Source organism: Deinococcus proteolyticus MRP, from assembly GCF_000190555.1.
Taxonomy (GTDB): domain Bacteria; phylum Deinococcota; class Deinococci; order Deinococcales; family Deinococcaceae; genus Deinococcus; species Deinococcus proteolyticus.
The window spans coordinates 1,911,469-1,936,784 of the sequence record NC_015161.1 but is presented as its reverse complement, the minus strand read 5'-3'; the positions used below and the strand labels follow the sequence as shown (position 1 = coordinate 1,936,784).

Annotated in this window: 21 protein-coding genes and 2 tRNA genes; 15 read left to right on the top strand and 8 right to left on the bottom strand. The window is 66.9% G+C overall.

Annotated elements, in window-relative coordinates; translation table 11 throughout:
• Positions 1-100 precede the first annotated feature (100 nt).
• The 4 genes from DEIPR_RS09205 to DEIPR_RS14370 form a co-directional block, all read right to left on the bottom strand.
• Entirely contained in the window at positions 101-1,231 is a 1,131-nt protein-coding gene (locus DEIPR_RS09205) for an O-antigen ligase family protein (RefSeq protein WP_013615554.1), read from the bottom strand.
• On the bottom strand, positions 1,231-1,605 hold the full coding sequence (locus DEIPR_RS09200) for a hypothetical protein (RefSeq protein ID WP_013615553.1): 375 nt from the start codon (positions 1,603-1,605) through the stop codon (positions 1,231-1,233). The genes DEIPR_RS09205 and DEIPR_RS09200 overlap by 1 nt, the downstream gene beginning before the upstream one ends.
• A 98-nt stretch (positions 1,606-1,703) precedes the next feature.
• Positions 1,704-2,078 (bottom strand): prepilin-type N-terminal cleavage/methylation domain-containing protein, encoded by a 375-nt coding sequence (locus tag DEIPR_RS09195; protein ID WP_013615552.1) that lies wholly within the window; start codon positions 2,076-2,078, stop codon positions 1,704-1,706.
• A gap of 64 nt (positions 2,079-2,142) precedes the next feature.
• The gene (locus tag DEIPR_RS14370) at positions 2,143-2,523 is read right to left on the bottom strand and encodes a prepilin-type N-terminal cleavage/methylation domain-containing protein (protein WP_013615551.1); all 381 of its coding nucleotides are present in this window, start codon (positions 2,521-2,523) and stop codon (positions 2,143-2,145) included.
• Positions 2,524-3,106: 583 nt separating this feature from the next.
• Between DEIPR_RS14370 and dnaB the strand changes: the two genes are divergently transcribed.
• From dnaB to DEIPR_RS09175, 3 genes are all read left to right on the top strand, one after another.
• Complete coding sequence (gene dnaB, locus DEIPR_RS09185) at positions 3,107-5,698, top strand: replicative DNA helicase (RefSeq protein WP_013615550.1); 2,592 nt, start codon at positions 3,107-3,109, stop codon at positions 5,696-5,698.
• Complete coding sequence (locus tag DEIPR_RS09180; RefSeq protein WP_013615549.1) at positions 5,695-6,522, top strand: NUDIX domain-containing protein; 828 nt, start codon at positions 5,695-5,697, stop codon at positions 6,520-6,522. Before dnaB ends, DEIPR_RS09180 begins: the two co-directional genes overlap by 4 nt.
• Positions 6,523-6,590: 68 nt before the next feature.
• A complete protein-coding gene (locus tag DEIPR_RS09175; RefSeq protein ID WP_013615548.1) occupies positions 6,591-6,815 on the top strand; it encodes a hypothetical protein in 225 nt (74 codons plus the stop codon).
• Positions 6,816-6,836: 21 nt separating this feature from the next.
• On the opposite strand, the gene DEIPR_RS09170 is transcribed toward DEIPR_RS09175, so the two are convergent.
• From DEIPR_RS09170 to DEIPR_RS09160, 3 genes are all read right to left on the bottom strand, one after another.
• Positions 6,837-7,097: a hypothetical protein gene (locus DEIPR_RS09170; protein ID WP_013615547.1), complete on the bottom strand. Its 261-nt coding sequence runs from the start codon at positions 7,095-7,097 to the stop codon at positions 6,837-6,839.
• Positions 7,098-7,157: 60 nt separating this feature from the next.
• Entirely contained in the window at positions 7,158-7,796 is a 639-nt protein-coding gene (gene phoU, locus DEIPR_RS09165) for a phosphate signaling complex protein PhoU (protein WP_013615546.1), read from the bottom strand.
• Positions 7,797-7,962: 166 nt separating this feature from the next.
• Positions 7,963-10,659 carry a DEAD/DEAH box helicase gene (locus DEIPR_RS09160; RefSeq protein ID WP_041222066.1) on the bottom strand — a complete coding sequence of 899 codons (2,697 nt, stop codon included), beginning with the start codon at positions 10,657-10,659 and terminating at the stop codon, positions 7,963-7,965.
• 220 nt (positions 10,660-10,879) lie between these two features.
• Here DEIPR_RS09160 and DEIPR_RS09155 point away from each other — a divergent pair, with 220 nt between their 5' ends.
• From DEIPR_RS09155 to DEIPR_RS09145, 3 genes are read left to right on the top strand one after another with little or no spacing between them, the layout of a single operon-like run.
• Positions 10,880-12,796, top strand: a complete 1,917-nt coding sequence (locus DEIPR_RS09155) for a DUF5693 family protein (protein ID WP_174260422.1) — start codon at positions 10,880-10,882, stop codon at positions 12,794-12,796.
• A complete protein-coding gene (gene csaB, locus DEIPR_RS09150; RefSeq protein WP_013615543.1) occupies positions 12,793-13,773 on the top strand; it encodes a polysaccharide pyruvyl transferase CsaB in 981 nt (326 codons plus the stop codon). The genes DEIPR_RS09155 and csaB overlap by 4 nt, the downstream gene beginning before the upstream one ends.
• A gap of 29 nt (positions 13,774-13,802) precedes the next feature.
• Positions 13,803-14,954 (top strand): DUF418 domain-containing protein, encoded by a 1,152-nt coding sequence (locus DEIPR_RS09145; RefSeq protein WP_245532694.1) that lies wholly within the window; start codon positions 13,803-13,805, stop codon positions 14,952-14,954.
• Positions 14,955-14,961: 7 nt separating this feature from the next.
• Here DEIPR_RS09145 and DEIPR_RS09140 read toward each other — a convergent pair whose 3' ends face one another.
• Complete coding sequence (locus tag DEIPR_RS09140) at positions 14,962-16,227, bottom strand: sensor histidine kinase (protein ID WP_013615541.1); 1,266 nt, start codon at positions 16,225-16,227, stop codon at positions 14,962-14,964.
• Positions 16,228-16,524: 297 nt separating this feature from the next.
• On the opposite strand from DEIPR_RS09140, the gene DEIPR_RS09135 reads away from it, so the two are divergent.
• From DEIPR_RS09135 to ppk1, 9 genes are all read left to right on the top strand, one after another.
• Positions 16,525-16,601: transfer RNA gene (locus DEIPR_RS09135), tRNA-His, on the top strand.
• Positions 16,602-16,680: 79 nt separating this feature from the next.
• Positions 16,681-16,763: transfer RNA gene (locus DEIPR_RS09130), tRNA-Leu, on the top strand.
• Between the two features lie 184 nt (positions 16,764-16,947).
• A complete protein-coding gene (gene tig, locus DEIPR_RS09125) occupies positions 16,948-18,273 on the top strand; it encodes a trigger factor (RefSeq protein WP_013615540.1) in 1,326 nt (441 codons plus the stop codon).
• Between the two features lie 156 nt (positions 18,274-18,429).
• Positions 18,430-19,470, top strand: coding sequence for a beta-ketoacyl-ACP synthase III (locus DEIPR_RS09120; protein ID WP_013615539.1), 1,041 nt, complete (start codon positions 18,430-18,432; stop codon positions 19,468-19,470).
• Entirely contained in the window at positions 19,470-20,411 is a 942-nt protein-coding gene (gene fabD / locus DEIPR_RS09115; protein WP_013615538.1) for an ACP S-malonyltransferase, read from the top strand. The genes DEIPR_RS09120 and fabD overlap by 1 nt, the downstream gene beginning before the upstream one ends.
• On the top strand, positions 20,408-21,157 hold the full coding sequence (fabG, locus tag DEIPR_RS09110) for a 3-oxoacyl-[acyl-carrier-protein] reductase (RefSeq protein ID WP_013615537.1): 750 nt from the start codon (positions 20,408-20,410) through the stop codon (positions 21,155-21,157). The genes fabD and fabG overlap by 4 nt, the downstream gene beginning before the upstream one ends.
• 115 nt (positions 21,158-21,272) lie before the next feature.
• A complete protein-coding gene (gene acpP / locus DEIPR_RS09105) occupies positions 21,273-21,503 on the top strand; it encodes an acyl carrier protein (RefSeq protein WP_013615536.1) in 231 nt (76 codons plus the stop codon).
• 186 nt (positions 21,504-21,689) lie between these two features.
• Positions 21,690-22,928 (top strand): beta-ketoacyl-ACP synthase II, encoded by a 1,239-nt coding sequence (fabF, locus tag DEIPR_RS09100; protein WP_013615535.1) that lies wholly within the window; start codon positions 21,690-21,692, stop codon positions 22,926-22,928.
• A gap of 181 nt (positions 22,929-23,109) precedes the next feature.
• Entirely contained in the window at positions 23,110-25,308 is a 2,199-nt protein-coding gene (gene ppk1, locus DEIPR_RS09095) for a polyphosphate kinase 1 (protein ID WP_013615534.1), read from the top strand.
• The last annotated feature ends 8 nt before the right edge of the window (positions 25,309-25,316 follow it).

Genomic DNA, 25,316 nt, shown 5'->3' with positions numbered 1-25,316 from the left:
CCCATCTGCCGCTCCCAGGCTCGCTGTGAGCATGGGGCGTACAGGAGATGGAGGAGGTCAAATCATGGGGTGATGCAGACAACAGGCCCCCTACAGCACGTCATTCGGATTTGCCAAGCTGCGCCGCGGGGATTGGCTCCAGACCTTGCAGCCCCCTTCCGCTCTCCCGGCTCTCCCGGATCTCCTGGCCCCTGAGCTCCCGCGCCCGGTCCGCGCTCCGCAGCCCCAGCGCCAGAATCGCCAGGGCCAGCGGCGTGACCGACGGGTTCAGGAACCAGCCCATCAGGTAGCCGCCGTAGCCCAGCCAGGCCAGCAGGGCGAAGCAGGCCAGCTCGGTGCGGGCCCGCAGCAGCTCACGGACGATAAGGCCCAGCACCGGCAGCAAGAACAGCAGCGCGGTAAAACCGTTGCTGTAGACCTCTTCAATCAGGTAGTTGTGCGGCTTGACCATCAGGAGGGTCGCTTCACGGGGGGGGCCGCTGCCGTCCGCGCGGCGGGCCACCACGGCCAGGCCACTCATGCTGACCTGCTCGTCTGGCGCGGCATTGATGATGCGGCGCAGGAAGGGTTCGCGCTCCTGCTCGGTCAGGTGCCCGTAGAAGTTGTTGTGGAACGTCTCGTAGCCCCAGCCGGTCAGCGGGCGCTCGGCGGCGCTGCGCAGGCCGGAGGTGAAAATCAGTAGCCGCTCGGAGGTGGTCTGCTCGGTGGTCTGGGCGGTGAACTGGTTTTGCTGAGGCTGGCCCTCCACTGCGCCTCTGCTCTGGAGCCAGGTGTTCACGTCCACCAGCCCCGACGTGACCGGGGCAGGCAGCAGGGCGCAGGCTGCCAGCAGCAGCGCGGCGGGCAGGCTGCGGCGCACGGTCAGCCCCGCAAACAGCAGCATCAGCCCCGAAAAGACCAGCGCCGACAGGTTGCCCTGGGTCGCGGCCACGCCCAGCAGCAGCAGTGCCAGTGTGGGCAGCAGGGCCGCCCAGCGCCGCTGCTGGGCGAACACCAGCGCCAGCGGGGCCAGCAGCGGCCACAGCCCCGAAATCCACCCCGAATTGCCCACCGTCAGGATAGGAAAGGCGGTGACCCGAAAGCTGCCCTGCACGGCCCTCAGCAGGGGGTTGCCCAGCCACGGCCGCAGTCCCAGGAACTCGGCCGTGGCCCACAGGCTGGTCAGTGCCAAAAAGCCCAGCAGCAGCGGCCAGGGCCGGCGCTCACGGTCATCCCTGGGGCGGCACAGCATCAGCAGGACAGCAGCCAGTACCCCGCGTTGGTCAGCAGTCCGCCGCGCCAGCCGGGCCAACCGACGACCGTGCTGCCGGGTTGCGACGACAGCAGCGTATTGGTCAGGGTCATCCAGGCAACGTACCCCAGCACCAGCCACAGCACCGGGCGCGGCGCACTGAAGCGGAGGCGGGCGCGGTTGAGCCAGATGTACGTGGCCGTGAGCAGCGTGACCGCCAGCAGCACGAACAGCTTGCCGGTCTGGAAGTACCCTTCGCTGTTCGCGCCCGGCACCACGGTCAGCAGGGCCAGCAGCCCCACCGCCAGCCAATAGGCATCGGTGCCGACAAAGTCGCGGAGGGGCTGGAGACGGGCGCTGAGGGAAGGAGGCATGGCGGCCCTAGTTATAGGGCACGGCGGGTGAGGTGGGGGCTAAGAAAAGGGTCCGGCCCGTGAAGGAGCCGGTCTAAGACAATGAGAAAGAGGCAGAACTAGAACACAATAACTTTGCCGTCGTAGTGAAAAGTCTTTCCTGCTGCGCTGACCACCTCAATGGTGTATTGCCCGGTGGTAGGGTCCACATCCACCCGGTCTGAGCGCACGGCTGAGACTTCTCCCATAGCGGCGGGGCGCAGTTCGTCGTCCCGGCAATGGGTGATACCGTCCGGCAGAGCCAGGGTTCCGGGCTTGCGGACCATCTCTATAGAAGTCACGCAGTGACGCAGGTAGGCAATGGCGGCCTGGTCATTGGCCTTGTTGCGGGCACTTATCAAGTTGGGAATCAGAATCGCGGCCAGAATACCGATACTGGCAATCACGGTAAGCAGTTCAATCAAGCTAAAGCCCTGTGTCGCGGTTTGTGGCATGGCGAGTTATCTTGTTAAAACAAAAGCCGCCCCCGGGGGAGCGGTCTGTCAAGCGCGAGCAGGATCAGGGAGCAGTGTATGCCCAGTTGCTGCCGTCGTAATCCCACTGGCCGCCGTTGGCAACGGGTACTTCAATGGTGTACTTATCTTTGTTGGTCTCATCGTACGCAACGGTTCCGTCAGCATCTGCACCACCCAGGGCAGAAGGAGCAGCATCTTTCCCCATCAAGGCAAGGCAGCTGGTTTCAGTAGGCAGCAGGCCCTGAGCATCGCGCTTCATCTCTACGGCGGTGATGCACTCCTTGCCGAAGGCCTGAGCAGCGGTGACGTTGGCCTTATCACGGGCACCCAGCAGGTTGGGGATCAGCACGGCGGCCAGGATGCCGATGATGGCGATGACGATCAGCAGTTCAATCAGGGTGAAACCAGCGGTGTTGTTCTTCATATGGACTCCTTGTGTGTTCGGCGCCGCGGCTGAATAATTTGGATAAATCCGCCTGCGCCTGGTAGTGCCTGGCAGGAAACGGGGGGGTATTTCGGCCCGGGCAATCGCCCCGGTGGGCCTCATCCGTTTCTGCTGACAGGAGCATAGGCCCGCCGTTCTCACAGTGGTCTTACGTTTGGCTGCGGGGGGCGGATTTGCGACCTTTAGACTTCTACAAAGCGGCTGTGACGCGGTTTTCTCTGTCCCGTCTCTGTGAGAAGGCGCGGGAAGACCGCTTCACCGTCCGGCCTTTCTTTCACAACTCTGCCAGTGCGCCGGTTTCAGGCGGGTGCGGTATGATGCCAGCGTTGCCGCGGGGTCTTCGCCCCGCCGAAAGCTGCCGCGCTGCGCTGCACGGCACCGGCCGGAGTTTCCCCCCGCCCCTGGAAGGGTTCCAGTGTGCCTGCGGGCGGAAGTGGTCCGGCTTCTATCTCTGCTCCGAAAGGAACCCTGCCGCCCATGCGAGACCCGTTATGTCCTGTCCGATGATGCCCCGTCTGGTGATGCCCATGCCCCGCCCCCACGTAACCACGGAAGGCGCGACGTGGAAGTAAGCCCGCGTATTGCGCCGCACTCCAACGAGGCCGAAATCAGCGTGCTGGGCAGCGTGCTGCTGGACAACGACGTGCTCAGCGCCCTGGGCGACACGGTCACGCCGGAGATGTTCTACCGCGAAGGCCACCGCAAGATTTTCCGCGTGATGCAAAAGTTGCAGGAGCGCGGCGAGCCGGTGGACCTGGTCACGCTGAGCGAGGACCTGCGGGCCGTCGGGCAGCTGGACGAGGTCGGCGGCCTGACCTACCTGATTGGGCTGTCGGACCAGGTGCCGACTGCTGCCTACGCCGAGCACTACGCCCGCATCGTGAACGAGAAGCACACGCTGCGGCAATTGATTGGTGCCGCCGGCAAGGTGATGCAGCTGGCCTACGACGGCGCGCAGCCGTTGGAAGACCTGCTGGACGGGGCCGAAAAGGCGATTTTCGCCGTGGCCGAGCAGAAACAAAAGGGCGGCGACTTCGAAGTGATGAGCGACGTGGTGCACAACACCTTCGAGTACATCACCCAGCTGCACCAGAACCGGGGCATGCCCGACGGCGTGGGCTCGGGCTTCAGCGACCTGGACGAAACCATTTCCGGATTTCAGAAGGGCAGCCTGAACGTGCTGGCGGCCCGGCCGAGTATGGGGAAATGCGTGAGTGCCGACACGCTGATTGACGACCCACGGACTGGCGAGCGCGTCACGGTAGAAGAGTTTGTGCTTGAGCAGCGGCCGCAGGTCCTGAGCGTGAGCGAGGCCGGGCAGCTGCGCCGGGCCAGTGTCGGTGCCTGGATCGACAGTGGCATCAAGCCGGTAGCCCGCGTGACCACCCGCCTGGGCCGCAGCGTGGAAACCACTCTGCATCATCCCTTTCTGGGTGTGGATGGCTGGACGCCGCTGTACGACCTGAAGCCGGGCGACCGGGTGGCTGTACCGCGCCGGGTGCCGGTCTTCGGGCAGCAGGCACTTGGCCCGGAACGGGTGCGGTTGTTGGCGTACTTGATCGCTGAAGGTGGTCTGACCCAGAGCAGCCCCCGCTGGACCAATGCCGACCCGGAACTGGTGGCCGATTTCCGCGCCTGCTTAGCGGCTGAATTTCCAGAAGTGGAGATGCAGGCAGACCCCCGCACGGGCATAGATTTCCGCCTCAGTCGCCGCTGGGAGCCGGGCACAGAGAAAAGCCGGCCCAATCCGCTGACGGCGTGGCTGCGTGAGCTGGGCCTGTGGGGCCAGCACGCGGAGCACAAGCGCTTTCCAGCCCTGGTCTGGACCCTTCCCGAAGCCCAGCTGGCCGAATTCCTGCGGGTGCTGTTCAGCTGCGACGGCACCATCTACGCCCTGTCCGGCAAGGCCCGGATTGAATTCACCGTGGCCAGTGCAGGGCTGGCGCAGGACGTGCAACACGCCCTGACGCGGCTGGGGTTGGTGGGCAAGCTGTGGCGCAAAACCGGGCGGTCGTGGCGAGTAGAACTGACCGAGCCGCGCAGTGTGGCGGCGTATCAGGTGCAGGTGGGTTGGCTGGGCGAGAAGGCCCGGCGTGATATTCCCGTGAATGCCGCTGGCCGCAGCAATGTGGGGCATTTGCCGACCTCGGTCTGGGGGCGGGTGCGTGCCCAGGCGCAGGCACGGGGCCTGGGCTGGCGCGACCTGGCCCTGGCGGCCGGTGAACATGCCCCGGCCGGCTACAATCCACATACGTCGCGTGGGCTACCGCAGCGCCGCGCCGCCGCCTACGCAGCCGTACTGGATGACCCGCATCTCTCCTTGCTGGGCAGCGATGACCTGTACTGGGATGAAATTGTCAGCATCGAGCCGCTTGGTGAGAAGCAGGTATACGACCTGACCGTACCCGGCGACGCCAACTTCATTGCGGCTGACTTTTGCCTGCACAACACGGCTTTCGCCCTCTCCATCGCCCAGAACATCGGCCTGCGCGGTGAGAAGACCGTGGCCATCTTCAGTCTGGAAATGCCCAGCGTGCATCTGGTGCTGCGGATGCTGTGCAGCGAGGCGCGGGTGGACATGAACCGCATTCGCAACGGGCAGCTGGGCGAGCGCGACTTCGAGCGGCTGGCGCACGCGGCCGGGCGGCTGGCCGAAGCCCCCATCGTGATTGACGACCAGCCGGACCTGACCCTCAACACGCTGCGCTCCAAACTGCGCCGCATTGCCGCGCAGCGCGGGCAACTGGGCATGGTGGTGATCGACTACCTGCAGCTGATGTCGGGCGGGCGCAGTGGAGGCGGCAGCGAGAACCGCCAGCAGGAAATCAGCACCATTTCGCGGGGTCTCAAGGGGCTGGCGCGTGAGATGGACGTGCCGATCATCGTGCTGTCGCAGCTGTCGCGTGCCGTGGAGTCGCGCCCCAACCACCGGCCGATGCTGTCGGACCTGCGCGAGTCGGGGGCGATTGAGCAGGACGCCGACATCGTGATGTTCATCTACCGCGACGAGTACTACAACAAGGAAACCGACCAGCAGGGCATTGCTGAGATCATCGTGGGCAAAAACCGCAACGGGCCGGTAGGCACCGTCAAGCTGCAGTTCCACAGTGCCCATGTGCGCTTCAACGACCTGGCTTCGGAAGGAGCAATATGAGCGACGACACCGCCGCCACACAGGCCCGCCCCCGGCGCCGCCGCTCGGGACGCCGCAGCCAGAGCAAGGCCGAACAGGCAGGGGGAGGGGCAGGCGCAGCTCCGGCCACGCCGAAAGTCGCCCCGCAGGGGGCAGCCGCGCCCGCTGCAGCCGGCGACTCTGCGGTCAAGGTGCCGCGCCGCCGCAGCCGCAGCCGCCGGGGCGGCAAAGCCAAAAAGATCGGCAACAACGTGCAGTACCCCGGTCAGGTGACCAACGACACCTCAGTGCCGCGCATTGCCGCTCCCAGCCGCCGGGGCAAGCGCAAGCGTCCGCTGGCCGCGCCCCGCATCGGGGTGGGCTGCGTGATTCTGCGCGGAGACCAGATTCTGCTGGTGCGTGAGCGGGGCCGCTGGTCGCTGCCCAAAGGCGGTCTGGAAGCGGGCGAGCTGATTCAGGACGGCGCGCGCCGCGAAACCTACGAGGAAACCGGGCTGGTCATCGAGCTGCGCGACCTCGCCTTTGTGGTGGAGTTCCAGGCCGAATCGTGGGGACATCACCTGCAGTTTTTCTATACCGGGCGTGAGGTGGGCGGAGAGCTGGCGCCCAAGGACCCCGACCGTGACGTGCAGGAAGCCCGCTTCGTGCCTATCCGCGAACTGCGCGAGTACATCCGCTTCCGGCCCCGGCTGGTGTCGCTGGAAACCTGGCTGCACGAGCGCCGCCCCCGGCATTTCGTGTTTGACCTGGACCAGGAGCCGGCCATGTTGCGCCGCCGCCGCCCCGGCGTGGGTGAGGTGCAGCGCAGCGCCGGAGTGGAGCCAGACGACGTGGACCTGGACTGAGCGTGTGGAAGGGGCAGGAGGAACACCGCCCCTTTTCTCTGGACGGCTTCGTATGTTATTTTCGTAATATGAAGCAGAGATATGTAAAAAACGTTCGAAAGAACTGGAAGGAAGACCCTTACCCGGCGAGTGGGCGCAGCTACGAATACGTGTGCCCCGACTGTGGCCGGACGATGGAATTGCATGACCTGCGCGACGGTGACCAGGGTTACTGGTGCCACGGTTGCAGCCACGGCCACCGCGCTGGACAGCCCCCGCTGGCCGCCCTGCGCCGTGGGGACGACGTGGCCTGAAAGAGCGGCTGGGCGTTGACCTTAGGAGTCTTGCGCCCGCTCTCCCTGGCCTGCAGCGGCTTCCAGTGCCGCCACCCGCGCCGATAGCTCGCGGTTCTGGCGGGTCAGGGCCAGCAGCAACAGGGCGTAGTGGTCGTACAGTTTGGGCCGTTCCATGCGGACCTCACCGGACATCCACTCGCCCAGCAGCCGCTCGGATTCGGCCAGCACCTCATGGTCGGGCACATCGCGCCAGGCGCGGCCCTGCAAGATAGTGTGGGCAAAATTCAGCTCGTCGCTCATGGACGCAGTGTAGAGCGGTGCCCGCCGTGTGGCTGCAAGGGGGCACCGCCGCAGCGAGGGTCAGACGCGGTGTTCGCCAGTCACCCAGTAGGGCACGCGCTCGGCGATGTTCTCCATGTGGTCCCCGATGCGCTCAATCGCGCGGCCGATGCGCATCAGCTGCAGGGCGTCGGCCACTCCGCTGGGGTCGCTGGTCATGTGGCCGATCAGTTCCTGCTGCAGCTGCTCGTACAGGTCGTCGATCTCGTCGTCCATCCGCAGGGCGGCTTCGGCCTGGGCCACGTCGCGGTCGGCCAGGGCGGTGCGCAGTGCCTGGCTCATTTCTTCCAGGCGGGTCATCATGCGGCTGAGATAGGGCCGCAGCGAGTCGGGGATGGTCAGGTCCTGGCTGTGCTCGGCCACGTGCACCACGTAGTCACCCATCCGCTCGATATCGGTCAGGCACTTGAGAATCAGCCCCAGCTGCCGCAGGTCGCGGGCCACCGGCTGGTGCAGTGCGATCACGCGCAGGCAGTCGGCCTCAATCTGGGCTTCCATCGCGTCCACCTCGCGGTCTATGGCCCGCAGCTGCTCCAGATCCTGTCGCTCGCCGCCCAGCAGTACGCCGGCGCCCAGGGCGTACATCCGCTCCACGGTGCCGATCATGTTCAGGGTGGCATTGAGGCTGTTTCTGAGTTCTTGGTCGAGGACTTCGCGCATGGTGGCTCCTTGGGGGAGGAAATGGGAAAGGGGACAGGCCGCAGTAGCGCCGGGTGGCACTACAAATTCGCTCTGACCGTAGCATGAGGCTGCCCCCTGGTTTGTCAGCCGGATGTCAGCCTTGTGGCCCTGCACAGGAGAGGGGTCTGGTCGCGCCTCCGCCTCTTCAGGACACCACCTTCAGCCCGGCGTATTTGAGCAGCAGGCGCTTTTGGCCTACGCCGGGAAAGTACACCAGCACCTCGCGCCGCTCGCCCTGCCCGAACCCCTGCAGCAGGTGGCCCTCGCCCCACTTGGCGTGGTGTAGCCGCAGCGGTTGGGTGGAAGCCACCGCCCGCTGAATTTCGCGGCTGGGGATGCTGAGCCGCGCCGAGACTTCGGGCAGCGACAGCCCGCGCAGGTCCAGCAGTTCGCGGGCCTGCAGCGGCCAGCCGGCAGGCGGGGCAGGGGGCTGGTCGGGCAGCGGTTCGGGGGAAGGCTGCGCCGCGTGGACCGGACGGGTAGGGTCGGCAAATGCGGGCAGGTGGTCCTGGGCCGTGTCCAGCCGCACCTGCAGGCCCGGCACCCCGGCCAGCAGGGCGCGGGTGGCCGGCTTGCTGGTGGGCCGCCGCTCACCGCTGGGCAGCAGCGGCGCAAAGCAGCGGCTGGCGGCAATGCACTCGTAGCAGCCCTCGGCCGCCGTGCAGCAGTCCTTTTCGGTCAGTTCCAGCGCCCGCTGCAGCAGCTGCGGCAGGCTTTCCAGCGCCCGCCGGGCAATGCCCAGGCCGCCGCGCCAGTCGTCGTAAATAAAAAAGGAGTTGTCGTGGCCCGTGCGGAACGCTCCCGCCAGGTCGCCCTCGTCGCAGGCCACTGCTTCGGGAATCAGCTTGAGCAGCAGGTGCTTGAGAGTATGCGCCGCTGCCGTGGGCTGCTCGGTGGCGCCGGCATTGATGGCGACTTCCAGGGCCACGGTTTGCAGCGGTTCCAGCGTCACCGGCTCGTCGTAGAGGTGCTCGGAGATTTTCTGGTCCTGCATGCGGTCCTGGATGTGGCCGCCACACTTGCGGCAGACCCGCTCGGTGGGTTCGGGCACCCGGTCGCACCCGGTACAGACCCGCTCGAACACGGCCCGCAGAATCTGATAGCCCCGGTACACCCGCGTGACCAACACCTCGCCGCCCCGGTAGGCCACCGGCCCCTGCTTGACCCACTCGCTCATGCGGCCCGGCAGCGGGCGCACCTGCACCTCGTACAGACCGCGTGTGACCTGGCCGCCGCCCAGGTACGGCTGCACCAGAATGGCCGTGCCCTGCGGGGTTTTTTCCCAGCGTGTCACCTTGTAGTCCTGCCCGTCCAGGCTGAACACCGCTTCGGGGTGCTTTTCGGTCAGGGCGTAGTGCTGGCTGGGGCTGTCCAGCGGCGAGCGCAGAGCGGCCACGCCTTCGCGGTCCCAGGCGCTTTCCTCTACCACCGCGTGCAGCGCCATGTCGTCGCCGCGCAGCAACCAGTGGGCGGGGGCACCCGGTTGCTGCCCGTCCGGGCCGGCGGGCAGCGGCAGCCCGGCCAGCCGGAACTCGGCCTGCTGGCGGGCCAGGTGGCGTGGGGCCAGGTAAGGGTTGCCGGCTTCCACCACCGCTTTCTCGGTGGGGCCGGTCAGCAACTCGCGGAAATTGCCGGCGTTGGAATAAAAGGCGTCTACCGGCAGCGGCACCCCGCGTGAGGACAGCGTGGGCAGGTACAGCACCGCGCCCGGCGCGATTCGCCCGGAGCGGCCCGCCATCTGCCGGAAGGCCATGCGCGACCCCGGGTAGCCGTCCAGAATCACCACTTCCAGGTCGCCGATATCCACCCCGGCCTCCAGCGCGTTGGTGGCGAACATCACCCCGCTGCGGGCGCGGCGGAACTCGGTCAACCGTCCGGCCCGCTCGGCGGCGCCCGACATATACAGGTGCACATGGTCGCGGAAGTGGGGGTCGCGCCGGTAGGTGTCGTACAGCCGCCTGACCCGTGAGCGGCCCCGGAAAAAGGCCAGCACCTTCAGGTCACGGGCGACCGCCGAGCGCACCACCGCGTCCCAGAAGCGCCGGGGTTGCCCACGGTGGTCGGCCAGGTAGTAGCGCTTGCCGTGCCGCGCCGCCCCCGACTGCGACACCTCCACGGCGTCCACCCCCACCAGCTCGCGGGCGAACTGCGCCGGGTTGCCGATGGTGGCCGTGCTGAGAATCACCTGCGGGTTGGCGCCCAGTGCCCGGCTCAGCGCCAGCAGCCGCCGCAGCATGCCCGACACCTCCGAGCCGAAGCCGCCCCGGTAGCTGTGGGCCTCGTCCAGCACCAGAAAGCGCAGGTGCCGCAGGAACTCGCGCACGCGGGGCTGCGTCAGGCTCCAGTGCAGCTTGTCGGGGGTGGCCGTGACCATGCGGACGCCCGGTGCAAAGGCCGCTGCCGCCTGCGCCGCGCCCTGGAATTCCCCTATCGGCCAGCCGCCGGGCCGCTCCGTAAAGCCGCCTTTCCGGGCGAAATCCTCCAGCTTCTCGCGCTGGTCCTGCCCCAGTGCCACCAGCGGATACACCAGCAGCGCGGTGGCCTGTGGGTCCGCCTCCAGTGCCCCGAACAGCGCCGGGAAAAAGGCCCCGGTCTTGCCGCTGGCGGTAGGCGTGGTCACGATGACGTGGCGGCCCTCGCCCAGCAGCCGGTAGGTCTCCGCCTGGTGGGTGTAGGCTGCCGGAAACCCGAAGCCCCGGCGCACGCCTGCGCTCCAGCCCAGGTCCTCTACCGGCACCGTCTGCGCAGGCTGCACCTCTTCCTCGTACAGCAGGCTGGCCCCACCGCCCAGCGTGTCCCGCACGAATCCTTCCAGGCGGGAGAAGTGAGGCTCGGCGGACATGAAGGGCAGTCTAAAGGGCGGAGGGGAAGAGGTTGCTGGGGTGGGTTGCTTTCGGGAGTTGCCCTGCCGGGGAGCGAAAGCGGGCATAGGCGGCTGCCTCCTCCTTGGCTGCCGCGTGGCGCAGGGCTCCCGGGCCGGAGGAAATGTGCCCCCCCGCCCTGAGGCCGCTGTCTGGAGCCTTCGCCCCATCTCCCCTCACCCTGCCCGCTACACTGTCTGTGTGACCGCTTCACCCCCGCGCCCTGGCGACGCTTCTTCCGCAGCCGACCCCGCCCCGCTCGACCCTACCCACCTGCCCGCACCCACCCGCAGCCGCTGGCGTGGGCCTTTGCTGGGCGTCATCGGGCTGTCGCTGCTGCCCGCGCTGTGGCTGGCCTATGAGCGCGTCAGCTTCGAGGAGGGGCAGAAGACGGTGGCGGTGGTGATGGACTATCCGGCGCTCAAGTCGCAGGCCGACCAGTACGGGCGCGACCCGCTGGAGTTGCTGGCGGAATACCGCGCCCAGGGAGTGAACGGGGTCGCCGTGTTCGAGGACGTGCTGGGCAACTGGCAGAACCGCGGCGACGTGTTCGTTAAATCGGGAGCCGACCTGCTGGCGCAGTACCCCACAGCAGCCTTTCAGCCGGGCAAGTACTACCTGGCCGAAGCCCGCCCCGGTGTGCTCAAGCGCCTGGAGGGCCGCTTTTCCATCGAGCCGCGCCGCGTGACGCTGGCGGGCCGCGAGTGGCAGGAGTGGAACATCAACCCCACCTACCTGCCGGTCGGCCCTGACCTGGCGCTGGTGGACACCCTCAAATCGCAGGGCTACACGGTGGTGTACCGGCCCTACGACGACCCCGCCGTCATCAACATCGCCGCTGACTGGCCGGACGTGCCCTTCGTGGCCTTCAACGGAACCGAAGTGGTCGGTGCCCGCGACCCCAAGCGGCTGGAAGCTGTAAAGGCGGCGATGGGCAGCCGTATTCCTGCCCTGATTGAGGCCACCACCCAAAAGGGTCTGCCCGAGCTGATGGAAGGCCGGAGTGCAGTGCGGATGTTCAGCCTGAACGCCCAGTGGCAAGACACCCTGCTGCCCGAAGAAACGGCGTCCAAATACGCGTTGGCTGCCCGTGAGCGCGGACACCGGCTGCTGTACGTGCGCCCTTACCCCACCATCGCGGAGACGAGCACCCTGCTGACCCGCACGAGTGAGCTGCTGGGGCGGGCAGGCATTCAGACGGCGGTCCCCCAGATTGCGAGCTTTGAGCCGAGCGCCGCCCTGCGCTACGCCAGCATGTTGGGCCCGCTGGCCGCACTGCTGCTGATTGGTCTGAGCTACCCGCTGCCGCGCCTGGGCCTGCTGGTGGCCGGGCTGGCACTGCTGGGAGCACTGGGCCTGAACCGCTTTGAGCCGTTCGGTGGAATGGCGCTGGTGGCCTCTATCGCGTTTCCGGCGCTGGGCTTCGTGCTGTGGCGCTCGCGGATGGCGCACTGGTTCACCGCCACGGCGCTGAGCCTGGCCGGGGTGCTGTTCGTCTCGGCGCTGGGGGCAGGGCCGCAGAGCATGCTGGGCCTGGAGCCGTTCCGGGGCGTGGGCCTGACCCTGATTGCCCCGATTGCGCTGGTGTTGGGCAGCTATCTGCCGCGCCAGGACCTGCGGAAAACGGCCCTTGACCTCTACCGCCGCCCCATCAGCACCGGCGATATCGTGGTGATGGGCGCGGCGCTGGCGGCCTTCGCGGTGATGTTCCTGCGCCGCGGCAACACCAGCGCGGTCGGGGTCAGCGACGCCGAAGCCAAACTGCGCCAGGAAGTGCAGGATTCCATCATCCGGCCCCGCTTCAAGGAAGTGCTGGGGCACCCGCTGGCGCTGCTTGGGCTGGGCGCGGGCCTGCCGACCTACTTTCCCGGCCTGCTGCTGCTGGGTGGCGTGATGGGTCAGGCCAGCATCCTCAATACGTTTGCGCACTTCCATACCCCGCTGCTGATTTCGGCCACCCGGATGTTCATCGGGTTGGGCCTGGGCCTGGCGCTGGGCTATGTGCTCACCTACGCGGTGCGCTGGGGCCTGAAGGTCTGGCAGAGCTACGGCGGCGGCCTGCGTGAGCGGTCCGAAGTGGTGGTCCATGAGGTGCCGGGCCGCGAGGTGCAGCGGTGAGGGTGCTGGTCAGCGGCTACTACGGCTTTGCCAATGGGGGAGATGAAGCGATTGCCCTGAGCATCTCCCGCGAACTGCGGGCGCGGGGGCACACGCCGGTGCTGCTCTCCGCCGACCCGGCCCACACGGCGGCGCTGTGCGGGTGCGAGGCCGCCCCGCGTATGCAGCCGCTGGCGCTGGCCCGTGAACTGCGCCGCGCCGACCTGCTGCTGTCGGGCGGTGGCGGGCTGCTGCAAGACAAAACCAGTGGGCGCAACCTGACCTATTACCTGGGCCTGATTCGGCTGGCGCGGCTGCTGGGCACTCCGGCGGCGGTCTTCAATCAGAGTATCGGGCCGCTGTCTGTGCGCGGCGGTAACCGGGTAGCCCGTGCCGTGCGTGGCCTGCCGCTGGTGGTCCGTGACCGGGGGAGCCTGCGCACGCTGGAAACCCTGGGGCTGACCGGCGTGCTGGGCGGTGACCCGGCGCTGCTGCTGCAGCCCTCGCCGGGTCTGGTTGGTGACCCCGCCAGCGTAGTCATCGCCCCACGCGGCGACGTGGCCGAGTCGCTGCCGCCTCTGCGTGAGCTGGTGCAGGCGCTGCAGGCCGGGGGCCACCGGGTGGTGGCGCTGGCCCTGATGCCCGCTGCCGACGGCGAAGCGGCCCGCTCGCTGGGGGCCGATGCGGTGATAGAAAGTGCCGACCCCCAGCTGCTGCTGGACACCATCGCGGCCAGTGGCTACGTGGTGGGGGTGCGGCTGCACGCGCTGATTCTGGCGGCCGCCGCCGGGGTGCCGTTCGCGGGTCTCAGCTACGACCCCAAGGTGCAGGGCTTTTGCGCCGACGCCGGGGCGCCAGTCCATACCACCCGCCCGGACGTGGGCCTGCTGCTGGAACAGGTGCAGCAAGGCGTGGGCTTCGATACCGAGTGCGTGGCTGAAATGAAAGACCGCGCCCGTCAGAGCTTTGACCGGGTGCTGGCGGCGGGGCAGGAGTGAAGTTCTTCGCGCCCGCGTTAGTCTGAACCGTGACCTCTCCCACCGTGCCTTCGGATACAGCATTGCCAGCTACGGTGTCACCGGCTCCGGTGGCTGCGCAGGACCGCGCCCTGCTGCCAGACGCTCTGCGCGGCTTGGCCCTGCTGGGCATCGTCCTGATCAACGTGCAGGACTTTGCCGGCTTCCGGGTCTGGGAGCAGCAGGGGCTGGACCGCGCCGTGCAGGTGCTGACCGACGTGCTGTTCAACGGCAAGGCGGTGGCGCTGTTCGCCATGCTGTTCGGCTGGGGCGCGGCGGGCCTGTGGGAGCGGCACGGGCGCGGGCTGTACGTGCGCCGGCACCTGCTGCTGCTGGTGATCGGGCTGGCGCACTTCACGCTGCTGTGGCACGGCGACATTATCGGCGGATACGCAGTCAGCGCGCTGATTTTCATACTGCTGCTGCGCCGGTCTGCGGGCGCCCTGCTGCGGTGGGCCTGGGGCCTCTATCTGCTGGGCGCGCTCAACCTCGTGGTCGGGTATGGCCTGTACCGGACCGCGCCTGGCTCACGGGTGCTGTTCTCGCCAGACTTTGCCCCGCACCAGAGCTACGCCAGCATCTTGGCCGACCGGGCAGCCGATTTGCCCTATCAGCTGGGCAGCGAAGTGTTACTGGCCTCGTTCACCATCCCGCTGTTCGCCTTTGGGGCCTGGGCCTACCGCAGCGGTCTGCTCGCTCGCCCCGCCGAACACCGCCCGCTGCTGCGCCGGCTGCTGGCCTGGGGCTTTGGCCTGGGCCTGCCGCTGGGGCTGGGGCTGGCCTATCTGAATACGCTGGATACCGAGCAGGCGGGGATGCTGTCCGAAGGGATGCGGGTGATCAGCGGGCTGCCGGTGGCCTTCGGATATGTGGGCCTGTTCGGACTGCTCAGCCTCCAGGCCCGCGTTCCGGCGCTACTCGCGGCCCTGGCCCGCAGTGGCCGGCTGGCACTGACCCACTACATCACGCAGTCGCTGGTGCTCACGCTGATTTTTTATCCCTACACGTTTGGCCTGTACGGGCAGGTTCACGCGGCCGCCGCCGTGGGAACGGCGCTGCTGCTGGCGCTGGCCCAGATTGCGTTCAGCGCATGGTATCTGCGCCGCTATGGGCGCGGTCCGCTGGAAAGCCTGCTGCGCTGGGCCGTGTACGGGCGGTGCTAAAAGGCCCTCAGGGCGCGGCCGGCAAGGCCAGCGAGAAGCAGGCTCCTTGCCCTGTCCCCGCCGAGTCGGCCCAGATGCGCCCGCCCTGGCGCAGCATCAGCCGGCGCACCACGGCCAGCCCTACGCCCTCGCCGGCAAAGTCGCGGTCGGGGTGCAACTTGCGGAACACCTCGAAAATATGCTCGCGGTAGTTGGAGCTGAACCCCATGCCGTTGTCGCACAGGTGGATGATGACCTCGCCGCCCTGGCGCTCGGCCCGCACCTGCAGCCGGGGCTGGGGCGTGTGCGCGGTGGCCTTGAGGACGTTGTCCAGCAACTGGCCCAACACGGTCTGCATGGACTGGATATCGCACAGCACACGGGGCAGGTCCCCGCGCTGCACCTCTAGCACCTGCGCGGCTCCGCTGCCCTTGAGCGCGGCGTCCAGCACCCGGTCCAGGTCAATGGACGTCAGGTTCAGCTGCGAGTTGCAGGCCAGGGCCACCTGGTCCAGGGCGTCAATCAGGCTGCCCATCCGCGCCGCCGCTGCCGTAATGGTGCCCACCGCGCGCCGGTCGGCTTCGCTCAGGTCGCTGCGTTCCAGCCGGCCGGCAAAGCTCTGAATGTGCCGCAGCGGCCCCGACAGGTCGTGCGCCACCGACTGGGTAAAGCGCTGCATCTCACCGGCCATACCGAGCACGTCGGCCGTGCGCTGCTCGATACGGGCTTCCAGGGTCTGGTTCAGGCGCTGCAGTTCGGCCTGCGCCCGCTTTAGCGCCGTGATATCGGTTAGGGCCATCAGCAGGTGGGGTTCTGGGTCCACTGTCCCCACAACGCTCCATGACGGGCCGCTTACGACCAGCTGGGCCTGCGCGAAACAGGCCTGCCCGTCGGCCCGCTGCAGTTGCAGCTCGGCGGTCACGCTGGGGCCGGCCTGGCGCCGGTCCAGCTGCTCCAGCAGGGACGCCAGATAGGCGTGGTGGCGTGGGTGCAGCCAGTGGCCGAACGACTGCCCTTCCAGCTGCTGACTGGCCAGCCCCAGCAGCTCACCGGCTGCCTGGTTGGCCTGCAGCAGGGTGCCGCTGCGGTCCAGGACCACGTACCCTACCGGCGCACTCTCGAACAGCTGTTGATAGCGGCCCTGCGCCTCAGCCAGGGCGCGGGTGGTCGCGGCCAGGTCGTTTGTGCTGGCTGCCGCACCCGGCACGGCGCTGTCCGGCGCGTGGCCGGCAGGCGTAGAGGGCGGCACCGGAGTGTCTGCCGCAGCAGTGGAGGGAGGTTCGGTAGAGGACATAGCAGAACTCCTGAGCTGGCAGCCGGGGTGCAGAACGAAGAATGGCGTGGGGCGGAACTGTTACCAAGCTAACCAAGATTTCCCAAATTTTCGGTGAAGATTCTTTCATTCTCCCGCCGCTCTGGCTGGGCCTCGGGTGTCGGACTTGCGCCTGCTGGCCCAGGTTGCTGGCCGGAAGCGGGCACGAACACTGCGGTTGGGGCCTTGGGCCAGGCCAAACTCCCTCTTCCAGCGCTGCGCCTTGACAGGCCGCAGGCTTTTCTTTAGCATGGCTGAGCCTGACTGTTTTCAGTTGTGGTGGGATTAGCTCAGTTGGTTAGAGCGCCGCTCTGTGGAAGCGGAGGCCGTGGGTTCAAGTCCCATATTCCACCCCAGACGCAGCCCCGACTTGCCCGGCAGGTGGGGCTGCATTTATTGTGATTTGCAGGCAGCGTGGCGCACGCAGACCTGTACGCGAGGATGGCGGAATTGGTAGACGCGCCAGACTTAGGATCTGGTTCTTCGGAGTGAGGGTTCAAGTCCCTTTCCTCGCACCACAGCTGGGCGGCTCTCTTACGGGGGCCGCCCTCTTGCTTGCCCTGCGTTCAGCTCTGGCCCTACAGAGCCTTTTGGCCGGCAGCAAGCGTGTATAGTACCCTTTTGAACGACTGGCCCACCTCGCGGCGCCCGCCCAACGCGGCCTGGCCCGCGCAAGTGCAGGTGAGGCCACACGGGAGACGCATGGCAGAGTTAATCAAAAAAGAAGGTCATCAGGTCGAATTCAAGGTCGAAGTGCCTGCAAACGAAGTCAACAGCGCGTTCGACGCTGTCTGGAAGGGGCTGGCCCAGCAGGTGCGCGTGCCCGGCTTCCGCCCCGGCAAGGCCCCCCGCCGCGTGATTGAAAAGCGTGTGGGCGAAGGGTACGTGGAAAGCGAAGTGCAAAACCGCCTGGTCAACGCCCACTTCCCTCAGGCTGTGCGCGAACTGGAACTGAGCCTGGTGGACGCCAACATTGAGCCGCAGGACGTGAAAAGCGGCGAAACCTTCAGCTTCACCGTCAAGGGCGACCTGTACCCCGAAGTCACCCTGAGTGACTGGAGCGGCCTGAGCCTGAGCGCTGCCGCGCCCGAAATCACCGACGAAGTGGTGGACCGCACCCTGGCCGACATGCAGGAGCGGGCCGCCAGCTTCGAGCAGGTGGAGCGCGCCATCGAAGCCACCGACCAGGTGACCGTGGAAGAAGAGGGCGAAGAAGGCAGCTACCCCATCTACATGGACATGGCCGGCGAGCACATCCAGCAGGCCCTGCTGGGCAAGAACGTAGGCGACGAGGTGGAAATCAGCGTGCCTGCCCAGGAAGGCGAGGACGACACCCCCGTCAAGGTCAAGGTGCTGGGCATCAAGTCCAAGACCCTGCCCGAGCTGAACGACGACTTCGCCGGCACCATGCAGTTCGAGAACATGGACAAGCTGCGCTCTACCCTGCGTGAGGAGCTGGAGCGCCGCGCCCAGGGCGAGGGCGACAATGCCCGCCGCGAGGAGTTCCTCAGCGCCCTGATTGAAGGCATGACGGTGGACATTCCCCAGTCGCTGTTGCAGCGCCGTCAGGACGACCTGATGAACGAAATCAAGAACGACCTCAGCCGCCAGGGCGTGCGCTGGAGCGAGTACGAGAGCTTCATGCAGGAGCAGGGCAAGCTGGACGAGTTCATGCAGGAGCTGGGCAAGAACGCCGAGCAGCGCGTCAAGCGTGACCTGGCCCTCGGCAAGCTGGCCGAAGACCTGAAAGTGCAGGTCACCGACCAGGAGTTCGGCCAGAACCTGATGGCGATGGCCCAGATGAGCGGCATGTCTCCCCAGGAACTCCAGTCCCAGATGGGCGCGGGTGGCCTGAACGCCTTCTACACCGACATTCTGCGTTCCAAGGCCCTCAACCAGGCCCTGGCCCAGTTGAGCGGCGAAGGCCAGGAAAGCAAGACCGAGGAAGCTAAGGCGGAAAGCAGCGACAGCCAGGAAACGGCTGAGGGCCAGACCGCAGAGCAGGGCGAGCAGAGCAGCGAAGAGTAAGACTGCTGCCGAGAAGGGCGCGGGGTGAACCACCCTGCGCCTTTTTTGTGGCCTTTCTAGCCGGGTTCACCTGGCCTGGCCTTACCCAACCCAGCTTCCTTTGAACCTCATCCCGAATTCACTGAACCGCCGTTCAAAGAATGCTAGGTTGCGGCCATGACCTCAACTGACCCGTCTTCCCGTGGGGGGATCGGCATCACGGCGCTGGGCATGCATGTGCCTGAGCGGGTGGTGACCAACGCCTTTTACGAGAGTTATCTGGACACCACCGCCGAGTGGATCGAGTCGCGCACCGGTATGCGCGAGCGCCGCTACGCCGCCGAGGACGAGTACGCCTCGCACATGGGCGTGAAGGCCGTGCAGGACCTGCTGGCCCACGACCCGGACGCCCTGCGGGACGTGGACCTGATTCTGTGCGCGACCGGCACCCCCGACGCCCTGTTCCCCAGCACGGCGGCCCTGATTGGCGAGCAGGTGGGCCTGCGCGGCGTCGCTGCAGCGGATATTTCGGTGGCCTGCTCCGGCTTTGTGTACGGCCTGGCGATGGCCAAGGGCCAGATTGCCGCTGGCATTGCCCGGCGCGTGCTGGTGATTGGCACCGAGGTGCTGTCCAAGCGCGTGGACCAGCAGGAGCGCAACAACGCCATCCTGTTTGCCGACGGCGCGGGCGCAGCAGTGGTGGGGCCGGTGCCCGCAGGCTACGGCCTGGGCGAGTTCGTGATGGGCGCCGACGGCTCGGGCGGGGGCAGCCTGTACATGCCCGGCGCAGCCCCTGCTCTCCCCGACGGCACTCCTATGGGCGAGTACGCCGGAATGAATGGCCGCGAGGTCTTCAAATTCGCCGTGCGTGTCATTCCTGAAAGTGGTCAGCAGGTGCTGCAAAAATCCGGCCTGACCATTGACGACATCAGCTGGATTATCCCGCACCAGGCCAATATCCGCATCATCGAAGCGGCAGCGGAGCGCTTCGGGGTCAGCATGGACAAGTTCGTGGTGAACCTCGACAAGTACGGCAACACCAGCGCGGCCACCGTGCCGCTGGCGGTGGTGGATGCCGTGCGCGACGGGCGGATTCAGGACGGCCAGAATATCCTGATGGTGGCCTTTGGCGGCGGCCTGAGCTGGGCGGCCTGCACCCTGAAATGGTGGGCCGGTGCGCCCTCGCTGCGGGCCGACGCTGGAAAGGAGCAAGGTTGATGGACCGAGCAGCACTGAGCACCAAGAAAATTGCCGCCCTCTTTCCCGGTCAGGGGTCGCACGCGGTGGGCATGGGGGCTGACCTGGCCGCCCAATTTCCCGAGGCCGAGGCCGTCTACGCCCAGGCGGAAGCTACCCTGCCCGGCCTGCGCCGCCTGATAGAACAGGGGCCGCTGGAAGACCTGACCCTGACGGCCAATCAGCAGCCCGCCCTGGTGGCCGCGAGCGTGGCCGCCTACCGCGTGTGGGCGGCGCAGACTGGCCTGACGCCCGCTTTTGCTGCGGGCCATAGCCTGGGCGAATACTCGGCGCTGGTGGCTGCCGGTGCCCTATCACTGGAAGATGCCCTGCGCCTGACCCGGCAGCGCGGCGAGCTGATGCAGGCCGCCGTGCCGGTGGGGCAGGGAGCCATGAGCGCGGTGATGGGCGACCCCGAACGGGTGCGCGAGGTCTGCGCTTCTATGCAGGGCGTGCAGCCCGCCAACTTCAATGCCCCGACCCAGACGGTGATTTCGGGTGAGGGCGAGGCGGTCATGCAGGCCAGCGCCGACCTCAAGGCTCTGGGCCTCAAGGTGATTCCGCTCAAGGTGAGTGCGCCGTTTCACTGCCCGCTGATGGAACCGGCCCGCACTGGCCTGACCCCCGCCCTGGAACAGACCGCTTACGGCGAGTTCGCCTTCCCGGTCTACGCCAACGTGACTGCCGCCGCCAACCAGACCCCCGCAGCGCTGCCCGAGTTGCTGGCGCAGCAAATCACCGCCCCGGTGCGCTGGGTGGAAACGGTGCAGGCGCTGGCCGACGCGGGCGCTGAGGTCTTTATCGAATTCGGCCCTGGCCGGGTGCTGAGCGGCCTGGTCAAGAAAATATTGCCTGACGCCGCAGTGCTGAATGTGGGCACCGCTGGGGAGATCAAGGCACTTATGCAGGAGGACAACCAATGACGGAATCGCAGAAGAAAATCGCTCTGGTAACCGGCTCCAGCCGGGGCCTGGGCCGCGCTATGGCGCTGAAGCTGGCCGCAGACGGCTACGCGGTGGCCGTGCACTACGGACGCGGGCAGGAGCAGGCCGAAGGGGTGGCAGAGCAGATTCGCGCCGCCGGTGGACAGGCGCAGACCTTCGGGGCCGACCTGTCCGACCCGGCCAATGCTGCGGCACTGGTGGAGCAGGTCATCAAAGACATGGGCGGCCTGGACGTGCTGGTCAACAATGCCGGGATTACCCGCGACGGTCTGGCGGTCCGCATGAAGGACGAGGACTGGCACGCGGTCATCCAGACCAACCTCAGCAGCGCTTTTGCGGCCAGCCGCGCCGCCATCAAGCACATGATGCGGGCCAAAACTGGGCGCATCATCAACATCACGTCCGTGGTGGCGCTGAGCGGCAACCCAGGCCAGGCCAACTATGTCGCCAGCAAAGCGGGCCTGATTGGGCTGACCAAGGCCCTCGCCAAGGAGTACGGCGGGCGCGGCATCACCGTGAATGCGGTGGCCCCCGGCTTTATCGAGTCGGACATGACGGCGGACCTCGGGAGCGACCTGCGGGCCGAGTACGAGCGCAACATCCCGCTGGGCCGGATGGGGCAGCCGGAAGAGGTCGCCGCGCTGGTGGCGTTCCTGGCCTCAGACGGGGCCAGCTATATCTCCGGGCAGATTATCGGGGTGGACGGGGGCATGAACCCACACTGAGGCCGTTCGGGTCACGGTCCTTTGCCCTTCCCTTAAACCGCGTCCGCACTCGCACGCCTCTTGGGCGGCAATCCGTTAGACTAGGCAGGATTTCAGAAAGCAGGAGGTAGACAACATGGCTATTTTTGATGACGTTAAAGAAGTGATCGTAGAGAAGCTGGGCGCCGACGCTGACCAGGTGACCCCCGAAGCCCGCTTCGTGGAAGACCTGGGCGCCGACAGCCTGGAAATCGTGGAACTGGTGATGGGTCTGGAAGACAAGTTCGGCCTGACCATCAGCGACGAAGACGCCGAAGGCATCCGCACCGTTCAGGCGGCTGTGGACTACGTCGAGAAGAACCAGTAACACCGACATTGCAGGGAGCGCAGCTGTGCTCTCTGCCCCCTGCCGCACATGTGGCCGCAAGAGACAGGCGTTCCCCACCCGGCGGGCGTTTGTCTCTTTCCGTTTGGCCTTTTTCTTCCCCTGTGGCCCTGGCCTGCGCCTCCTGCTCGCTGCAGCCTGGCCCTCTCCCTGCAAAGGAACACCCCCATGACTGAACTCAAACGCGTCGTGATTACCGGCCTCGGCCCGGTCACACCTATCGGTACCGGCAAAGACGCCTTTGCCGAGGCGCAGCGGGCTGGCCGCAGCGGTATCGGCCCGATTACCCGCTTCGACCCCAGCGAGATTGCCAGCAAAATCGCCGGTGAGGTGGGAGAAGACCTCTCGCAGTGGCTGGACCCCAAGGAATCCCGCCGCCTGGACCGGGTGGTGCAGTTCGCGCTGGTCGCGGCTGACCTGGCCCTGGCCGACAGTGGCCTGACCCGCGAGGATGTCGCCGGCGAACGGACCGGCGCCATCGTGGGCAGCGGCATCGGCGGGATGCAGACCTTCGAGGACCAGGCGCGGGTCAACTTCGAGCGTGGTGCGGGCCGCATCAGCCCGATGTTTATCCCCATGATGATCGCCAACATGAGCACCGGGCATGTGGCGATGCGCTACGGCGCGACTGGCCCGAGCAGCACGGTGGTCACCGCCTGCGCGACCGGCACGGGCTCGATTGGCGAGGCCGCCCGCTACATCCAACTGGGCCTGGCCGACCGCATGTTCGCGGGCGGCACCGAAGCCAGCATCGTGCCGCTGGCGATGGGAGGGTTTGCCAACATGAAGGCGCTCAGCACCCGCAATGAGGCCCCCGAGCAGGCCAGCCGTCCCTTCGACGCCGAGCGTGACGGCTTCGTGATGGGCGAGGGCGCCGGCGTGGTGATGCTGGAAGAATATGAAACCGCCAAGAAACGCGGTGCCCACATCTACGCCGAAGTGCTGGGCTTTGGCGTGAGCGCGGACGCCCACCACATCACCATGCCCGCGCCGCAGGGGGCGGGAGCGCAGCTTGCCATGCGGATGGCGCTGCGCACCGCTGGCGTGAACCCTGAGCAGGTGGGGTACATCAACGCGCACGGCACCTCGACCCCCGCCAACGACCTGCACGAAACGCAGGGCATCAAGCACGTATTTGGCGAGCACGCCTACCGGCTGGCGGTCAGCTCCACCAAGTCCATGACCGGGCACCTGCTCGGCGCGGCGGGTGCGGTAGAGGCCATCGCCGTGGCGCAGGCTCTCAGCGACGGTATCCTGCCGCCCACCATCAACCTGACCCACCCCGACCCCGAGTGCGACCTCGACTACATCGCGGACGGCGCGCGCGAGGTGCAGGTGCAGTACGCCCTGAGCAACTCGTTCGCCTTCGGTGGGCAGAACGCAGCGCTGCTGTTCGGCCGGGTCTGAAGCGTCCGGCGTCCCTCGTTCGCCAGTGGAAAAGGAGCCCTCTGCGGCTCTTTTTTCTTCTCGCTGTGCTCTGCTGGGCGGCCAGCTGACCTATTCTTGACATACCAGTGACGCCCCTCCAGTTTAATGAGACCGCTTCTTTCTGCCCTCATTTCACTTTTTCGTATCAGCGAGGTAACGCATGACCAAGGCCAAATCCACCCCCAAAAGAGCGGCGACCAAGTCCGCGTCCCGGTCCGCAGCAGGCAAGGCAGCCAAGGCTCCGGCAGGGCGCAAAGCTGCCGGCAGGGCTGCACCTGTGGGCGAGCCTGTGGCAGCAGAGCAGTCTGCCGCAGCACAGGCGCCCCTGCGCGAGACCTTCAGCACGGTGGGCAACCCCGGCAGCAGGTTCCTGAACCGCGAGATGTCGTGGCTGTCGTTCAACGAGCGCGTGCTGGCCGAAGCCTGCGACGAGCGTAACCCGCTGCTGGAGCGGCTGAAGTTCACGGCCATCTGCGGCAGCAACCTCGACGAGTTCTTTATGGTGCGCGTGGCCGGAATCCATCAGCAGATTGCCGCCGGGGTGCAGACCCCCAGCCTGGACGGGCTGCTGCCGCGTGAGGTGCTCAAGCTGGTGCGCGACCAGACCCACGACATGATGGAGCGGGTGGAGGATACTGCCCGGCAAATCCTGGCGCAGCTGGAGGAAGAAGGCATCAAAATCTGGCGGATGGATGAGCTGGACGCTGCTGGCCGCGAAGAAGCGCGCCGGCATTATCTGGACCAGATTCAGCCGGTGCTCACTCCGTTGGTGGTAGACCCCAGTCATCCGTTCCCGTATATCAGCAACCTCAGCCTGAACCTGGCCGTGCTGCTGGAAGGCAAGAAGAAAAAGGAACCCGACTTTGCCCGCGTCAAGGTGCCGGTGGGGGTGCTGCCGCGTGTCGTGACCATCGGCGGCCGGCTGATGCTGCTGGAAGACGTGATGGCCGCCCACATGGACGAGCTGTTCAAGGGCCGGCGGGTGCAGGCCGCCTACCTGTTCCGCGTGACCCGCAACACCGACTTCGACTTCGACGAGGACGAAGCCGAAGACCTGCTGGCCACGGTGGAAGACGGTCTGCGCCGCCGCCGCTTCGGCGACCCGGTGCGGCTGGAAGTGACCCAGGACATGCCTGCACGGCTGCTGGGCTACTTGCAGGAGCGCATGAGCATCTCGCCGCGCGACGTGTTTCAGCTGCAGGGGCCGCTGGGCACCAGCAACCTGATGGGTCTGCCGGTAGACCGCCCGGACCTCAGCTTCGAGGCCCACCAGCCGCACCTGCACCCCTACGCCCGGCGCGAGGACGAGGACATTTTCGGGGTGCTGCGCCGGCGCGACCTGCTGCTGCACCATCCCTACGATTCCTTTGACCACGTGCTGGACTTCCTGGAGGAAGCGGCGGCCGACCCCGACGTGCTGGCCATCAAGCAGATTCTGTACCGCACCGGCGACGACCCCCGGCTGCTGGGTGCACTGCGCTCGGCGGCCGAAACCGGCAAGCAGGTGGTGGCCTTTATCGAGCTCAAGGCGCGCTTCGACGAGCAGCGCAACATCTCCTGGGCCAAGCAGCTGGAGCGGGCCGGCGCCCACGTGGTTCACGGCATGGCGGGCCTCAAAACCCACGCCAAAGTCACGCTGGTGGTGCGCCGCGAGGAGGGCGGACTGCGCCGCTACGTACACATCGGCACCGGCAACTACAACCCCAAGACGGCGCGGCTGTACACCGACCTCAGCCTGCTGACCTCCGACCCCGCGCTGGGAGCAGACGCCACCGAGCTGTTCAATCACCTGACCGGTTACGCCGAGGCCGATTACCGGCACCTGCTGGTGGCGCCGCACTGGGCCAGAGACGGCATGATCGAGCGGCTGGAGCGCGAGGCTGAAGTGGCCCGGCAGGGCGGCGACGCCTGGTTCGTGGGCAAGTGCAACCAGCTTACCGACCCGGCCATGATTGAGGCGCTGTACCGCGCTTCGCAGGCGGGCGTCAAGGTGCGGATGGTGATTCGCGGGGTGTGCTGCCTGCGCCCCGGCGTGGAGGGCCTCAGCGAGAACATCGAGATCCGCAGCCTGCTGGGCCGCTTTCTGGAGCATTCCCGCATCTACGCCTTCGGCAACGCTGGCGAACCGGAAGTGTATTTCGGCAGTGCCGACTGGATGAGCCGCAACCTGGACCGCCGGGTGGAGGTGCTGGCCCCGGTGCTGGTGCCGGAGCTGCGCGGCGAGTTCCTGAGCATCATGGACACTGAGCTGAGCGACCAGCGCGGCTCCTGGCGCCTGCGCGAGGACGGCGTCTACGAAAAGCTGCCCGGCGAACGCAGCGCTCAGGCCGAGTTTGCAGCCGAAGGCAGCCTGGCCTAAGGGCAGGC

Bases quoted from the DNA above. Each gene is read 5' to 3' on its own strand.
- DEIPR_RS09170 (WP_013615547.1), bottom strand. From the start codon at position 7,097: ATGAGCGACGAGCTGAATTTTGCCCACACTATCTTGCAGGGCCGCGCC.
- DEIPR_RS09175 (WP_013615548.1), top strand. From the start codon at position 6,591: ATGAAGCAGAGATATGTAAAAAACGTTCGAAAGAACTGGAAGGAAGAC.
- DEIPR_RS09205 (WP_013615554.1), bottom strand. From the start codon at position 1,231: ATGCTGTGCCGCCCCAGGGATGACCGTGAGCGCCGGCCCTGGCCGCTG.
- phoU (WP_013615546.1), bottom strand. From the start codon at position 7,796: ATGCGCGAAGTCCTCGACCAAGAACTCAGAAACAGCCTCAATGCCACC.
- DEIPR_RS09120 (WP_013615539.1), top strand. From the start codon at position 18,430: ATGACCTCAACTGACCCGTCTTCCCGTGGGGGGATCGGCATCACGGCG.
- DEIPR_RS09160 (WP_041222066.1), bottom strand. From the start codon at position 10,659: ATGTCCGCCGAGCCTCACTTCTCCCGCCTGGAAGGATTCGTGCGGGAC.
- fabF (WP_013615535.1), top strand. From the start codon at position 21,690: ATGACTGAACTCAAACGCGTCGTGATTACCGGCCTCGGCCCGGTCACA.
- ppk1 (WP_013615534.1), top strand. From the start codon at position 23,110: ATGACCAAGGCCAAATCCACCCCCAAAAGAGCGGCGACCAAGTCCGCG.
- DEIPR_RS09195 (WP_013615552.1), bottom strand. From the start codon at position 2,078: ATGCCACAAACCGCGACACAGGGCTTTAGCTTGATTGAACTGCTTACC.
- tig (WP_013615540.1), top strand. From the start codon at position 16,948: ATGGCAGAGTTAATCAAAAAAGAAGGTCATCAGGTCGAATTCAAGGTC.
- fabD (WP_013615538.1), top strand. From the start codon at position 19,470: ATGGACCGAGCAGCACTGAGCACCAAGAAAATTGCCGCCCTCTTTCCC.
- DEIPR_RS09180 (WP_013615549.1), top strand. From the start codon at position 5,695: ATGAGCGACGACACCGCCGCCACACAGGCCCGCCCCCGGCGCCGCCGC.
- acpP (WP_013615536.1), top strand. From the start codon at position 21,273: ATGGCTATTTTTGATGACGTTAAAGAAGTGATCGTAGAGAAGCTGGGC.
- DEIPR_RS14370 (WP_013615551.1), bottom strand. From the start codon at position 2,523: ATGAAGAACAACACCGCTGGTTTCACCCTGATTGAACTGCTGATCGTC.
- DEIPR_RS09200 (WP_013615553.1), bottom strand. From the start codon at position 1,605: ATGCCTCCTTCCCTCAGCGCCCGTCTCCAGCCCCTCCGCGACTTTGTC.
- DEIPR_RS09140 (WP_013615541.1), bottom strand. From the start codon at position 16,227: ATGTCCTCTACCGAACCTCCCTCCACTGCTGCGGCAGACACTCCGGTG.
- fabG (WP_013615537.1), top strand. From the start codon at position 20,408: ATGACGGAATCGCAGAAGAAAATCGCTCTGGTAACCGGCTCCAGCCGG.